General features: G+C 51.5%; 6 tRNA genes and 9 rRNA genes. All 15 read right to left on the minus strand.

Annotation, left to right across the window (positions count from 1 at the left end):
• Positions 1-114: 114 nt before the first annotated feature.
• Positions 115-227 (minus strand): 5S ribosomal RNA (rrf, locus tag AC3WW4_RS17325).
• Positions 228-426: 199 nt separating this feature from the next.
• Positions 427-3,307 (minus strand): 23S ribosomal RNA (locus AC3WW4_RS17330).
• Positions 3,308-3,626: 319 nt separating this feature from the next.
• Positions 3,627-3,702, minus strand: a tRNA-Ala gene (locus tag AC3WW4_RS17335).
• A 53-nt stretch (positions 3,703-3,755) separates the two neighbouring features.
• Positions 3,756-3,832: transfer RNA gene (locus AC3WW4_RS17340), tRNA-Ile, on the minus strand.
• Positions 3,833-3,964: 132 nt separating this feature from the next.
• Positions 3,965-5,495, minus strand: a 16S ribosomal RNA gene (locus tag AC3WW4_RS17345).
• A 347-nt stretch (positions 5,496-5,842) separates the two neighbouring features.
• Positions 5,843-5,955, minus strand: a 5S ribosomal RNA gene (rrf, locus tag AC3WW4_RS17350).
• A gap of 199 nt (positions 5,956-6,154) precedes the next feature.
• A 23S ribosomal RNA gene (locus AC3WW4_RS17355) occupies positions 6,155-9,035 on the minus strand.
• 319 nt (positions 9,036-9,354) lie between these two features.
• Positions 9,355-9,430 (minus strand) — tRNA-Ala (locus AC3WW4_RS17360).
• Between the two features lie 53 nt (positions 9,431-9,483).
• Positions 9,484-9,560, minus strand: a tRNA-Ile gene (locus AC3WW4_RS17365).
• 132 nt (positions 9,561-9,692) lie between these two features.
• Positions 9,693-11,223, minus strand: a 16S ribosomal RNA gene (locus AC3WW4_RS17370).
• A 347-nt stretch (positions 11,224-11,570) separates the two neighbouring features.
• Positions 11,571-11,683, minus strand: a 5S ribosomal RNA gene (gene rrf, locus AC3WW4_RS17375).
• Positions 11,684-11,882: 199 nt separating this feature from the next.
• Positions 11,883-14,763, minus strand: a 23S ribosomal RNA gene (locus AC3WW4_RS17380).
• A 319-nt stretch (positions 14,764-15,082) separates the two neighbouring features.
• Positions 15,083-15,158, minus strand: a tRNA-Ala gene (locus AC3WW4_RS17385).
• Between the two features lie 53 nt (positions 15,159-15,211).
• Positions 15,212-15,288: transfer RNA gene (locus AC3WW4_RS17390), tRNA-Ile, on the minus strand.
• A 132-nt stretch (positions 15,289-15,420) separates the two neighbouring features.
• A 16S ribosomal RNA gene (locus tag AC3WW4_RS17395) occupies positions 15,421-16,025 on the minus strand; the annotation flags it as partial.

Consider the following 16,025-nt stretch of genomic DNA (forward strand, 5'->3'; position numbering starts at 1 on the left):
ACTGAGCAGTGGACGCCTCACAAGATGAGCACCTCAACGAACTTCCGTTCGCTGCCTGCACACCCAGAGAAGCAAAAGCCCCTGCCTTAGCAGGGGCTTTTCTCACTATAGGTAGCCTGACGATGACCTACTTTCACACGGGAATCCGCACTATCATCGGCGCTGAGTCGTTTCACTGTCCTGTTCGGGATGGGAAGGAGTGGGACCAACTCGCTATGGTCATCAGGCTTAAACGGTTCCTGACCTGGCGCACCTTGTCGTGCGCACCAGATCAGTCAATTCGTAGAGTCTACTATTAAATCAGCTTCAATATTGATTGCGTGCACAGAGAATGTCGCCTGAGCGATATTCATCGGTATAACGTGTATTCAAACAGTCCGGACCGCAAGCTAATTTGAATTAGCTGCATTGATCCATCAAAGTTATAGGGTCAAGCCTCACGGGCAATTAGTACTGGTTAGCTTAACGCATTACTGCGCTTCCACACCCAGCCTATCAACGTCGTGGTCTACAACGACCCTTCAGGGGGCTCAAGGCCCCGGCAAGACTCATCTTGAGACGAGTTTCCCGCTTAGATGCTTTCAGCGGTTATCTCTTCCACACTTAGCTACTCGGCAATGCCACTGGCGTGACAACCGATACACCAGAGGTGTGTCCACTCCGGTCCTCTCGTACTAGGAGCAGGCTCTCTCAATCTTGCAGCGCCCACGGAAGATAGGGACCAAACTGTCTCACGACGTTTTAAACCCAGCTCACGTACCTCTTTAAATGGCGAACAGCCATACCCTTGGGACCGGCTACAGCCCCAGGATGAGATGAGCCGACATCGAGGTGCCAAACACCGCCGTCGATATGAACTCTTGGGCGGTATCAGCCTGTTATCCCCAGAGTACCTTTTATCCGTTGAGCGATGGCCCTTCCATACAGAACCACCGGATCACTTTGTCCTACTTTCGTACCTGCTCGACTTGTCAGTCTCGCAGTCAAGCACGCTTATGCCAATGCACTATCAACACGATTTCCGACCGTATCTAGCGTACCTTCGAACTCCTCCGTTACACTTTGGGAGGAGACCGCCCCAGTCAAACTGCCCACCATACACTGTCCCCAACCCGGATAACGGGCCAAGGTTAGAACCTCAAACACACCAGGGTGGTATTTCAACGTCGGCTCCACACAAACTAGCGTTCATGCTTCAAAGCCTCCCACCTATCCTACACAGATCTGTTCAAAGTCCAATGTAAAGCTACAGTAAAGGTTCATGGGGTCTTTCCGTCTTTCCGCGGGGAGATTGCATCATCACAAACATTTCAACTTCGCTGAGTCTCTGGAGGAGACAGTGTGGCCATCATTACGCCATTCGTGCAGGTCGGAACTTACCCGACAAGGAATTTCGCTACCTTAGGACCGTTATAGTTACGGCCGCCGTTTACTGGGACTTCGATCAAGAGCTTGCACCCCATCAATTAATCTTCCAGCACCGGGCAGGCGTCACACCCTATACGTCGACTTTCGTCTTTGCAGAGTGCTGTGTTTTTATTAAACAGTTGCAGCCACCGATTCTCTGCGACCTCATTGGGCTCCCCAAGTAAATGGTTCACCTACTAAAGGCACACCTTCTTCCGAAGTTACGGTGTCAATTTGCCGAGTTCCTTCTCCAGAGTTCTCTCAAGCGCCTTAGAATACTCATCTCGCGCACCAGTGTCGGTTTGCGGTACGGTCAATCTATAGCTGAAGCTTAGTGGCTTTTCCTGGAAGCAGGGTATCACTCACTTCGGCTGCAAGCAGCCTCGTTATCACACCTCAGCTAAGCTCTCCGGATTTGCCTAAAGAGCACGCCTACATGCTTGAACCAACTATTCCAACAGTTGGCTGAGCTAACCTTCTCCGTCCCCACATCGCACTATAGATCGGTACAGGAATATTAACCTGTTTCCCATCAGCTACGCATCTCTGCCTCGCCTTAGGGGCCGACTCACCCTACGCCGATGAACGTTGCGTAGGAAACCTTGCGCTTTCGGCGAGGGGGCTTTTCACCCCCTTTAACGCTACTCATGTCAGCATTCGCACTTCTGATACCTCCAGCAGCCTTTACAAGCCACCTTCACAGGCTTACAGAACGCTCTCCTACCACTCACAGTAAACTGTGAATCCGCAGCTTCGGTAACTGGCTTAGCCCCGTTACATCTTCCGCGCAGGACGACTCGATCAGTGAGCTATTACGCTTTCTTTAAATGATGGCTGCTTCTAAGCCAACATCCTGACTGTTTTAGCCTTCCCACTTCGTTTCCCACTTAGCCAATTTTAGGGACCTTAGCTGGCGGTCTGGGTTGTTTCCCTCTTGAGTCCGGACGTTAGCACCCGGTGCTCTGTCTCCCAAGCTGTACTCATCGGTATTCGGAGTTTGCAATGGTTTGGTAAGTCGCCATGACCCCCTAGCCATAACAGTGCTCTACCCCCGACGGTAATACTTGAGGCACTACCTAAATAGTTTTCGGAGAGAACCAGCTATTTCCAAGTTTGTTTAGCCTTTCACCCCTATCCACAGCTCATCCGCTAATTTTGCAACATTAGTCGGTTCGGACCTCCAGTGCGTGTTACCGCACCTTCATCCTGGCCATGGATAGATCACTTGGTTTCGGGTCTACACCCAGCGACTAGACGCCCTATTCGGACTCGGTTTCCCTTCGCCTTCCCTATTCGGTTAAGCTTGCCACTGAATGTAAGTCGCTGACCCATTATACAAAAGGTACGCCGTCACCCGTTTCCAGGCTCCGACTTTTTGTATGCATGCGGTTTCAGGATCTATTTCACTCCCCTCCCGGGGTTCTTTTCGCCTTTCCCTCACGGTACTTGTTCACTATCGGTCGATTACGAGTATTTAGCCTTGGAGGATGGTCCCCCCATCTTCAGACAGGATTTCTCGTGTCCCGCCCTACTTATCGTGCACTCAGTTCCACAGAAGACTTTTCTCATACGGGGCTATCACCCACTATGGCCGGACTTTCCATTCCGTTTTGATAAGTCAACTGCTAAAGAGCACTAGGCTGTTCCGATTTCGCTCGCCACTACTTTCGGAATCTCGGTTGATGTCTTTTCCTCGAGTTACTTAGATGTTTCAGTTCACTCGGTTCGCCTCGCATACCTATGTATTCAGTATGCGATACCCTTGCGGGTGGGTTTCCCCATTCGGATATCTCCGGATCAAAGCTAATTTGCCAGCTCCCCGAAGCTTTTCGCAGGCTATCACGTCCTTCATCGCCTGTAATCGCCAAGGCATCCACCACATGCACTTAGTCACTTGACCCTATAACTTTGACGCCCAATGCTAAGAGCGTCGGTCAAGGACTGTTTTGAGCGCCGCATGCCGGTTTAAGCATGCAGCTTCGCGTTATGCCGATCATTAATATCTTGTATTAATGTCTGTATTTTGACGCAATCAATATGTTGCTGATGGCACGGTGTGCAGACCCCTTTACGAATCTACACTTTCCACCAGCAACGCTGATTTTCGACTCTACGAATTTTTAAAGAACAACAGCTTACGCTGCAAACCTTAGCGCCCTTCTGGCATGAATCATTCATACCAGCAGACCTTAAGGTTTGCAGTCAAACACAAGTGAAGTTGGTGGAGGATGACGGGATCGAACCGACGACCCCCTGCTTGCAAAGCAGGTGCTCTCCCAGCTGAGCTAATCCCCCGTATGAGGCAATTCATCCAGGACTTTTATCCCGCATGTCACGCCTTGGTAAGTTGGTGGGTCTGGTTGGATTCGAACCAACGACCCCCGCCTTATCAAGACGGTGCTCTAACCGACTGAGCTACAGACCCAACTGGCTTCACTCTTGTTGTCAATCAACAGCCGATAAGTGTGGGTGCTTGAATTCCATCAGCACTTTTTTTCATGACTTCCATCGCGTTCAACATCCGTAGACGTCGAGGCAACTTCCGTATTTTTTCCAGAAAGGAGGTGATCCAGCCGCACCTTCCGATACGGCTACCTTGTTACGACTTCACCCCAGTCACGAACCCTGCCGTGGTAATCGCCCTCCTTGCGGTTAGGCTAACTACTTCTGGCAGAACCCGCTCCCATGGTGTGACGGGCGGTGTGTACAAGACCCGGGAACGTATTCACCGCGGCAAGCTGATCCGCGATTACTAGCGATTCCGACTTCACGCAGTCGAGTTGCAGACTACGATCCGGACTACGACCGGTTTTCTGGGATTGGCTCCCCCTCGCGGGTTGGCAACCCTCTGTACCGGCCATTGTATGACGTGTGTAGCCCTACCCATAAGGGCCATGAGGACCTGACGTCATCCCCACCTTCCTCCGGTTTGTCACCGGCAGTCTCATTAGAGTGCTCTTGCGTAGCAACTAATGACAAGGGTTGCGCTCGTTGCGGGACTTAACCCAACATCTCACGACACGAGCTGACGACGGCCATGCAGCACCTGTGTTCAAGTTCTCTTTCGAGCACTTTCACATCTCTGCAAAATTCTTGACATGTCAAGGGTAGGTAAGGTTTTTCGCGTTGCATCGAATTAAACCACATCATCCACCGCTTGTGCGGGTCCCCGTCAATTCCTTTGAGTTTCAACCTTGCGGCCGTACTCCCCAGGCGGTCAACTTCACGCGTTAGCTTCGTTACTGAACAGCAAGCCGTCCAACAACCAGTTGACATCGTTTAGGGCGTGGACTACCAGGGTATCTAATCCTGTTTGCTCCCCACGCTTTCGTGCATGAGCGTCAGTACAGGCCCAGGGGATTGCCTTCGCCATTGGTGTTCCTCCGCATATCTACGCATTTCACTGCTACACGCGGAATTCCATCCCCCTCTGCCGTACTCTAGCCTTGCAGTCACAAATGCAGTTCCCAGGTTGAGCCCGGGGATTTCACATCTGTCTTGCAAAGCCGCCTGCGCACGCTTTACGCCCAGTAATTCCGATTAACGCTCGCACCCTACGTATTACCGCGGCTGCTGGCACGTAGTTAGCCGGTGCTTATTCTTCAGGTACCGTCATCCTCCCGGGGTATTAGCCCAGAAGATTTCTTCCCTGACAAAAGCAGTTTACAACCCGAAGGCCTTCTTCCTGCACGCGGCATTGCTGGATCAGGCTTTCGCCCATTGTCCAAAATTCCCCACTGCTGCCTCCCGTAGGAGTCTGGGCCGTGTCTCAGTCCCAGTGTGGCTGGTCGTCCTCTCAGACCAACTACAGATCGTAGCCTTGGTAGGCCTTTACCCCACCAACTAGCTAATCTGATATCGGCCGCTCCAATAGCGCGAGGTCTTGCGATCCCCCGCTTTCACCCTCAGGTCGTATGCGGTATTAATCCGGCTTTCGCCGGGCTATCCCCCACTACTGGGCACGTTCCGATATATTACTCACCCGTTCGCCACTCGCCACCAGGATTGCTCCCGTGCTGCCGTTCGACTTGCATGTGTAAGGCATGCCGCCAGCGTTCAATCTGAGCCAGGATCAAACTCTTCAGTTTAATCTCTGTAAACTCGCTCTTAACGGAATTGAAGTGATTTAACGCACTTCTTTTACCGTGAGCATTTGGCCTCTTTCATCCAAACACCCACGCTTATCGGCTGCTAATTTTTAAAGAACGTTGCTGACTTGTTGTCAGCGCAGAAACGAGATTATCACTCGTTTTTGCCTATCTTGTCAAGCGTCTGGTGCGATTTTTTTCGCAACACCTGGTCAGCGCGGCCGGCAGGCCTGACTGAGCAGTGGACGCCTCACAAGATGAGCACCTCAACGAACTTCCGTTCGCTGCCTGCACACCCAGAGAAGCAAAAGCCCCTGCCTTAGCAGGGGCTTTTCTCACTATAGGTAGCCTGACGATGACCTACTTTCACACGGGAATCCGCACTATCATCGGCGCTGAGTCGTTTCACTGTCCTGTTCGGGATGGGAAGGAGTGGGACCAACTCGCTATGGTCATCAGGCTTAAACGGTTCCTGACCTGGCGCACCTTGTCGTGCGCACCAGATCAGTCAATTCGTAGAGTCTACTATTAAATCAGCTTCAATATTGATTGCGTGCACAGAGAATGTCGCCTGAGCGATATTCATCGGTATAACGTGTATTCAAACAGTCCGGACCGCAAGCTAATTTGAATTAGCTGCATTGATCCATCAAAGTTATAGGGTCAAGCCTCACGGGCAATTAGTACTGGTTAGCTTAACGCATTACTGCGCTTCCACACCCAGCCTATCAACGTCGTGGTCTACAACGACCCTTCAGGGGGCTCAAGGCCCCGGCAAGACTCATCTTGAGACGAGTTTCCCGCTTAGATGCTTTCAGCGGTTATCTCTTCCACACTTAGCTACTCGGCAATGCCACTGGCGTGACAACCGATACACCAGAGGTGTGTCCACTCCGGTCCTCTCGTACTAGGAGCAGGCTCTCTCAATCTTGCAGCGCCCACGGAAGATAGGGACCAAACTGTCTCACGACGTTTTAAACCCAGCTCACGTACCTCTTTAAATGGCGAACAGCCATACCCTTGGGACCGGCTACAGCCCCAGGATGAGATGAGCCGACATCGAGGTGCCAAACACCGCCGTCGATATGAACTCTTGGGCGGTATCAGCCTGTTATCCCCAGAGTACCTTTTATCCGTTGAGCGATGGCCCTTCCATACAGAACCACCGGATCACTTTGTCCTACTTTCGTACCTGCTCGACTTGTCAGTCTCGCAGTCAAGCACGCTTATGCCAATGCACTATCAACACGATTTCCGACCGTATCTAGCGTACCTTCGAACTCCTCCGTTACACTTTGGGAGGAGACCGCCCCAGTCAAACTGCCCACCATACACTGTCCCCAACCCGGATAACGGGCCAAGGTTAGAACCTCAAACACACCAGGGTGGTATTTCAACGTCGGCTCCACACAAACTAGCGTTCATGCTTCAAAGCCTCCCACCTATCCTACACAGATCTGTTCAAAGTCCAATGTAAAGCTACAGTAAAGGTTCATGGGGTCTTTCCGTCTTTCCGCGGGGAGATTGCATCATCACAAACATTTCAACTTCGCTGAGTCTCTGGAGGAGACAGTGTGGCCATCATTACGCCATTCGTGCAGGTCGGAACTTACCCGACAAGGAATTTCGCTACCTTAGGACCGTTATAGTTACGGCCGCCGTTTACTGGGACTTCGATCAAGAGCTTGCACCCCATCAATTAATCTTCCAGCACCGGGCAGGCGTCACACCCTATACGTCGACTTTCGTCTTTGCAGAGTGCTGTGTTTTTATTAAACAGTTGCAGCCACCGATTCTCTGCGACCTCATTGGGCTCCCCAAGTAAATGGTTCACCTACTAAAGGCACACCTTCTTCCGAAGTTACGGTGTCAATTTGCCGAGTTCCTTCTCCAGAGTTCTCTCAAGCGCCTTAGAATACTCATCTCGCGCACCAGTGTCGGTTTGCGGTACGGTCAATCTATAGCTGAAGCTTAGTGGCTTTTCCTGGAAGCAGGGTATCACTCACTTCGGCTGCAAGCAGCCTCGTTATCACACCTCAGCTAAGCTCTCCGGATTTGCCTAAAGAGCACGCCTACATGCTTGAACCAACTATTCCAACAGTTGGCTGAGCTAACCTTCTCCGTCCCCACATCGCACTATAGATCGGTACAGGAATATTAACCTGTTTCCCATCAGCTACGCATCTCTGCCTCGCCTTAGGGGCCGACTCACCCTACGCCGATGAACGTTGCGTAGGAAACCTTGCGCTTTCGGCGAGGGGGCTTTTCACCCCCTTTAACGCTACTCATGTCAGCATTCGCACTTCTGATACCTCCAGCAGCCTTTACAAGCCACCTTCACAGGCTTACAGAACGCTCTCCTACCACTCACAGTAAACTGTGAATCCGCAGCTTCGGTAACTGGCTTAGCCCCGTTACATCTTCCGCGCAGGACGACTCGATCAGTGAGCTATTACGCTTTCTTTAAATGATGGCTGCTTCTAAGCCAACATCCTGACTGTTTTAGCCTTCCCACTTCGTTTCCCACTTAGCCAATTTTAGGGACCTTAGCTGGCGGTCTGGGTTGTTTCCCTCTTGAGTCCGGACGTTAGCACCCGGTGCTCTGTCTCCCAAGCTGTACTCATCGGTATTCGGAGTTTGCAATGGTTTGGTAAGTCGCCATGACCCCCTAGCCATAACAGTGCTCTACCCCCGACGGTAATACTTGAGGCACTACCTAAATAGTTTTCGGAGAGAACCAGCTATTTCCAAGTTTGTTTAGCCTTTCACCCCTATCCACAGCTCATCCGCTAATTTTGCAACATTAGTCGGTTCGGACCTCCAGTGCGTGTTACCGCACCTTCATCCTGGCCATGGATAGATCACTTGGTTTCGGGTCTACACCCAGCGACTAGACGCCCTATTCGGACTCGGTTTCCCTTCGCCTTCCCTATTCGGTTAAGCTTGCCACTGAATGTAAGTCGCTGACCCATTATACAAAAGGTACGCCGTCACCCGTTTCCAGGCTCCGACTTTTTGTATGCATGCGGTTTCAGGATCTATTTCACTCCCCTCCCGGGGTTCTTTTCGCCTTTCCCTCACGGTACTTGTTCACTATCGGTCGATTACGAGTATTTAGCCTTGGAGGATGGTCCCCCCATCTTCAGACAGGATTTCTCGTGTCCCGCCCTACTTATCGTGCACTCAGTTCCACAGAAGACTTTTCTCATACGGGGCTATCACCCACTATGGCCGGACTTTCCATTCCGTTTTGATAAGTCAACTGCTAAAGAGCACTAGGCTGTTCCGATTTCGCTCGCCACTACTTTCGGAATCTCGGTTGATGTCTTTTCCTCGAGTTACTTAGATGTTTCAGTTCACTCGGTTCGCCTCGCATACCTATGTATTCAGTATGCGATACCCTTGCGGGTGGGTTTCCCCATTCGGATATCTCCGGATCAAAGCTAATTTGCCAGCTCCCCGAAGCTTTTCGCAGGCTATCACGTCCTTCATCGCCTGTAATCGCCAAGGCATCCACCACATGCACTTAGTCACTTGACCCTATAACTTTGACGCCCAATGCTAAGAGCGTCGGTCAAGGACTGTTTTGAGCGCCGCATGCCGGTTTAAGCATGCAGCTTCGCGTTATGCCGATCATTAATATCTTGTATTAATGTCTGTATTTTGACGCAATCAATATGTTGCTGATGGCACGGTGTGCAGACCCCTTTACGAATCTACACTTTCCACCAGCAACGCTGATTTTCGACTCTACGAATTTTTAAAGAACAACAGCTTACGCTGCAAACCTTAGCGCCCTTCTGGCATGAATCATTCATACCAGCAGACCTTAAGGTTTGCAGTCAAACACAAGTGAAGTTGGTGGAGGATGACGGGATCGAACCGACGACCCCCTGCTTGCAAAGCAGGTGCTCTCCCAGCTGAGCTAATCCCCCGTATGAGGCAATTCATCCAGGACTTTTATCCCGCATGTCACGCCTTGGTAAGTTGGTGGGTCTGGTTGGATTCGAACCAACGACCCCCGCCTTATCAAGACGGTGCTCTAACCGACTGAGCTACAGACCCAACTGGCTTCACTCTTGTTGTCAATCAACAGCCGATAAGTGTGGGTGCTTGAATTCCATCAGCACTTTTTTTCATGACTTCCATCGCGTTCAACATCCGTAGACGTCGAGGCAACTTCCGTATTTTTTCCAGAAAGGAGGTGATCCAGCCGCACCTTCCGATACGGCTACCTTGTTACGACTTCACCCCAGTCACGAACCCTGCCGTGGTAATCGCCCTCCTTGCGGTTAGGCTAACTACTTCTGGCAGAACCCGCTCCCATGGTGTGACGGGCGGTGTGTACAAGACCCGGGAACGTATTCACCGCGGCAAGCTGATCCGCGATTACTAGCGATTCCGACTTCACGCAGTCGAGTTGCAGACTACGATCCGGACTACGACCGGTTTTCTGGGATTGGCTCCCCCTCGCGGGTTGGCAACCCTCTGTACCGGCCATTGTATGACGTGTGTAGCCCTACCCATAAGGGCCATGAGGACCTGACGTCATCCCCACCTTCCTCCGGTTTGTCACCGGCAGTCTCATTAGAGTGCTCTTGCGTAGCAACTAATGACAAGGGTTGCGCTCGTTGCGGGACTTAACCCAACATCTCACGACACGAGCTGACGACGGCCATGCAGCACCTGTGTTCAAGTTCTCTTTCGAGCACTTTCACATCTCTGCAAAATTCTTGACATGTCAAGGGTAGGTAAGGTTTTTCGCGTTGCATCGAATTAAACCACATCATCCACCGCTTGTGCGGGTCCCCGTCAATTCCTTTGAGTTTCAACCTTGCGGCCGTACTCCCCAGGCGGTCAACTTCACGCGTTAGCTTCGTTACTGAACAGCAAGCCGTCCAACAACCAGTTGACATCGTTTAGGGCGTGGACTACCAGGGTATCTAATCCTGTTTGCTCCCCACGCTTTCGTGCATGAGCGTCAGTACAGGCCCAGGGGATTGCCTTCGCCATTGGTGTTCCTCCGCATATCTACGCATTTCACTGCTACACGCGGAATTCCATCCCCCTCTGCCGTACTCTAGCCTTGCAGTCACAAATGCAGTTCCCAGGTTGAGCCCGGGGATTTCACATCTGTCTTGCAAAGCCGCCTGCGCACGCTTTACGCCCAGTAATTCCGATTAACGCTCGCACCCTACGTATTACCGCGGCTGCTGGCACGTAGTTAGCCGGTGCTTATTCTTCAGGTACCGTCATCCTCCCGGGGTATTAGCCCAGAAGATTTCTTCCCTGACAAAAGCAGTTTACAACCCGAAGGCCTTCTTCCTGCACGCGGCATTGCTGGATCAGGCTTTCGCCCATTGTCCAAAATTCCCCACTGCTGCCTCCCGTAGGAGTCTGGGCCGTGTCTCAGTCCCAGTGTGGCTGGTCGTCCTCTCAGACCAACTACAGATCGTAGCCTTGGTAGGCCTTTACCCCACCAACTAGCTAATCTGATATCGGCCGCTCCAATAGCGCGAGGTCTTGCGATCCCCCGCTTTCACCCTCAGGTCGTATGCGGTATTAATCCGGCTTTCGCCGGGCTATCCCCCACTACTGGGCACGTTCCGATATATTACTCACCCGTTCGCCACTCGCCACCAGGATTGCTCCCGTGCTGCCGTTCGACTTGCATGTGTAAGGCATGCCGCCAGCGTTCAATCTGAGCCAGGATCAAACTCTTCAGTTTAATCTCTGTAAACTCGCTCTTAACGGAATTGAAGTGATTTAACGCACTTCTTTTACCGTGAGCATTTGGCCTCTTTCATCCAAACACCCACGCTTATCGGCTGCTAATTTTTAAAGAACGTTGCTGACTTGTTGTCAGCGCAGAAACGAGATTATCACTCGTTTTTGCCTATCTTGTCAAGCGTCTGGTGCGATTTTTTTCGCAACACCTGGTCAGCGCGGCCGGCAGGCCTGACTGAGCAGTGGACGCCTCACAAGATGAGCACCTCAACGAACTTCCGTTCGCTGCCTGCACACCCAGAGAAGCAAAAGCCCCTGCCTTAGCAGGGGCTTTTCTCACTATAGGTAGCCTGACGATGACCTACTTTCACACGGGAATCCGCACTATCATCGGCGCTGAGTCGTTTCACTGTCCTGTTCGGGATGGGAAGGAGTGGGACCAACTCGCTATGGTCATCAGGCTTAAACGGTTCCTGACCTGGCGCACCTTGTCGTGCGCACCAGATCAGTCAATTCGTAAAGTCTACTATTAAATCAGCTTCAATATTGATTGCGTGCACAGAGAATGTCGCCTGAGCGATATTCATCGGTATAACGTGTATTCAAACAGTCCGGACCGCAAGCTAATTTGAATTAGCTGCATTGATCCATCAAAGTTATAGGGTCAAGCCTCACGGGCAATTAGTACTGGTTAGCTTAACGCATTACTGCGCTTCCACACCCAGCCTATCAACGTCGTGGTCTACAACGACCCTTCAGGGGGCTCAAGGCCCCGGCAAGACTCATCTTGAGACGAGTTTCCCGCTTAGATGCTTTCAGCGGTTATCTCTTCCACACTTAGCTACTCGGCAATGCCACTGGCGTGACAACCGATACACCAGAGGTGTGTCCACTCCGGTCCTCTCGTACTAGGAGCAGGCTCTCTCAATCTTGCAGCGCCCACGGAAGATAGGGACCAAACTGTCTCACGACGTTTTAAACCCAGCTCACGTACCTCTTTAAATGGCGAACAGCCATACCCTTGGGACCGGCTACAGCCCCAGGATGAGATGAGCCGACATCGAGGTGCCAAACACCGCCGTCGATATGAACTCTTGGGCGGTATCAGCCTGTTATCCCCAGAGTACCTTTTATCCGTTGAGCGATGGCCCTTCCATACAGAACCACCGGATCACTTTGTCCTACTTTCGTACCTGCTCGACTTGTCAGTCTCGCAGTCAAGCACGCTTATGCCAATGCACTATCAACACGATTTCCGACCGTATCTAGCGTACCTTCGAACTCCTCCGTTACACTTTGGGAGGAGACCGCCCCAGTCAAACTGCCCACCATACACTGTCCCCAACCCGGATAACGGGCCAAGGTTAGAACCTCAAACACACCAGGGTGGTATTTCAACGTCGGCTCCACACAAACTAGCGTTCATGCTTCAAAGCCTCCCACCTATCCTACACAGATCTGTTCAAAGTCCAATGTAAAGCTACAGTAAAGGTTCATGGGGTCTTTCCGTCTTTCCGCGGGGAGATTGCATCATCACAAACATTTCAACTTCGCTGAGTCTCTGGAGGAGACAGTGTGGCCATCATTACGCCATTCGTGCAGGTCGGAACTTACCCGACAAGGAATTTCGCTACCTTAGGACCGTTATAGTTACGGCCGCCGTTTACTGGGACTTCGATCAAGAGCTTGCACCCCATCAATTAATCTTCCAGCACCGGGCAGGCGTCACACCCTATACGTCGACTTTCGTCTTTGCAGAGTGCTGTGTTTTTATTAAACAGTTGCAGCCACCGATTCTCTGCGACCTCATTGGGCTCCCCAAGTAAATGGTTCACCTACTAAAGGCACACCTTCTTCCGAAGTTACGGTGTCAATTTGCCGAGTTCCTTCTCCAGAGTTCTCTCAAGCGCCTTAGAATACTCATCTCGCGCACCAGTGTCGGTTTGCGGTACGGTCAATCTATAGCTGAAGCTTAGTGGCTTTTCCTGGAAGCAGGGTATCACTCACTTCGGCTGCAAGCAGCCTCGTTATCACACCTCAGCTAAGCTCTCCGGATTTGCCTAAAGAGCACGCCTACATGCTTGAACCAACTATTCCAACAGTTGGCTGAGCTAACCTTCTCCGTCCCCACATCGCACTATAGATCGGTACAGGAATATTAACCTGTTTCCCATCAGCTACGCATCTCTGCCTCGCCTTAGGGGCCGACTCACCCTACGCCGATGAACGTTGCGTAGGAAACCTTGCGCTTTCGGCGAGGGGGCTTTTCACCCCCTTTAACGCTACTCATGTCAGCATTCGCACTTCTGATACCTCCAGCAGCCTTTACAAGCCACCTTCACAGGCTTACAGAACGCTCTCCTACCACTCACAGTAAACTGTGAATCCGCAGCTTCGGTAACTGGCTTAGCCCCGTTACATCTTCCGCGCAGGACGACTCGATCAGTGAGCTATTACGCTTTCTTTAAATGATGGCTGCTTCTAAGCCAACATCCTGACTGTTTTAGCCTTCCCACTTCGTTTCCCACTTAGCCAATTTTAGGGACCTTAGCTGGCGGTCTGGGTTGTTTCCCTCTTGAGTCCGGACGTTAGCACCCGGTGCTCTGTCTCCCAAGCTGTACTCATCGGTATTCGGAGTTTGCAATGGTTTGGTAAGTCGCCATGACCCCCTAGCCATAACAGTGCTCTACCCCCGACGGTAATACTTGAGGCACTACCTAAATAGTTTTCGGAGAGAACCAGCTATTTCCAAGTTTGTTTAGCCTTTCACCCCTATCCACAGCTCATCCGCTAATTTTGCAACATTAGTCGGTTCGGACCTCCAGTGCGTGTTACCGCACCTTCATCCTGGCCATGGATAGATCACTTGGTTTCGGGTCTACACCCAGCGACTAGACGCCCTATTCGGACTCGGTTTCCCTTCGCCTTCCCTATTCGGTTAAGCTTGCCACTGAATGTAAGTCGCTGACCCATTATACAAAAGGTACGCCGTCACCCGTTTCCAGGCTCCGACTTTTTGTATGCATGCGGTTTCAGGATCTATTTCACTCCCCTCCCGGGGTTCTTTTCGCCTTTCCCTCACGGTACTTGTTCACTATCGGTCGATTACGAGTATTTAGCCTTGGAGGATGGTCCCCCCATCTTCAGACAGGATTTCTCGTGTCCCGCCCTACTTATCGTGCACTCAGTTCCACAGAAGACTTTTCTCATACGGGGCTATCACCCACTATGGCCGGACTTTCCATTCCGTTTTGATAAGTCAACTGCTAAAGAGCACTAGGCTGTTCCGATTTCGCTCGCCACTACTTTCGGAATCTCGGTTGATGTCTTTTCCTCGAGTTACTTAGATGTTTCAGTTCACTCGGTTCGCCTCGCATACCTATGTATTCAGTATGCGATACCCTTGCGGGTGGGTTTCCCCATTCGGATATCTCCGGATCAAAGCTAATTTGCCAGCTCCCCGAAGCTTTTCGCAGGCTATCACGTCCTTCATCGCCTGTAATCGCCAAGGCATCCACCACATGCACTTAGTCACTTGACCCTATAACTTTGACGCCCAATGCTAAGAGCGTCGGTCAAGGACTGTTTTGAGCGCCGCATGCCGGTTTAAGCATGCAGCTTCGCGTTATGCCGATCATTAATATCTTGTATTAATGTCTGTATTTTGACGCAATCAATATGTTGCTGATGGCACGGTGTGCAGACCCCTTTACGAATCTACACTTTCCACCAGCAACGCTGATTTTCGACTCTACGAATTTTTAAAGAACAACAGCTTACGCTGCAAACCTTAGCGCCCTTCTGGCATGAATCATTCATACCAGCAGACCTTAAGGTTTGCAGTCAAACACAAGTGAAGTTGGTGGAGGATGACGGGATCGAACCGACGACCCCCTGCTTGCAAAGCAGGTGCTCTCCCAGCTGAGCTAATCCCCCGTATGAGGCAATTCATCCAGGACTTTTATCCCGCATGTCACGCCTTGGTAAGTTGGTGGGTCTGGTTGGATTCGAACCAACGACCCCCGCCTTATCAAGACGGTGCTCTAACCGACTGAGCTACAGACCCAACTGGCTTCACTCTTGTTGTCAATCAACAGCCGATAAGTGTGGGTGCTTGAATTCCATCAGCACTTTTTTTCATGACTTCCATCGCGTTCAACATCCGTAGACGTCGAGGCAACTTCCGTATTTTTTCCAGAAAGGAGGTGATCCAGCCGCACCTTCCGATACGGCTACCTTGTTACGACTTCACCCCAGTCACGAACCCTGCCGTGGTAATCGCCCTCCTTGCGGTTAGGCTAACTACTTCTGGCAGAACCCGCTCCCATGGTGTGACGGGCGGTGTGTACAAGACCCGGGAACGTATTCACCGCGGCAAGCTGATCCGCGATTACTAGCGATTCCGACTTCACGCAGTCGAGTTGCAGACTACGATCCGGACTACGACCGGTTTTCTGGGATTGGCTCCCCCTCGCGGGTTGGCAACCCTCTGTACCGGCCATTGTATGACGTGTGTAGCCCTACCCATAAGGGCCATGAGGACCTGACGTCATCCCCACCTTCCTCCGGTTTGTCACCGGCAGTCTCATTAGAGTGCTCTTGCGTAGCAACTAATGACAAGGGTTGCGCTCGTTGCGGGACTTAACCCAACATCTCACGACACGAGCTGACGACGGCCATGCAGCACCTGTGTTCAAGTTCTCTTTCGAGCACTTTCACATCTCTGCAAAATTCTTGACATGTCAAGGGTAGGTAAGGTTTTTCGCGTTGCATCGAATTAAACCACATCATCCACCGCTTGTG

This window comes from Aquabacterium sp. TM01 (assembly GCF_057808345.1).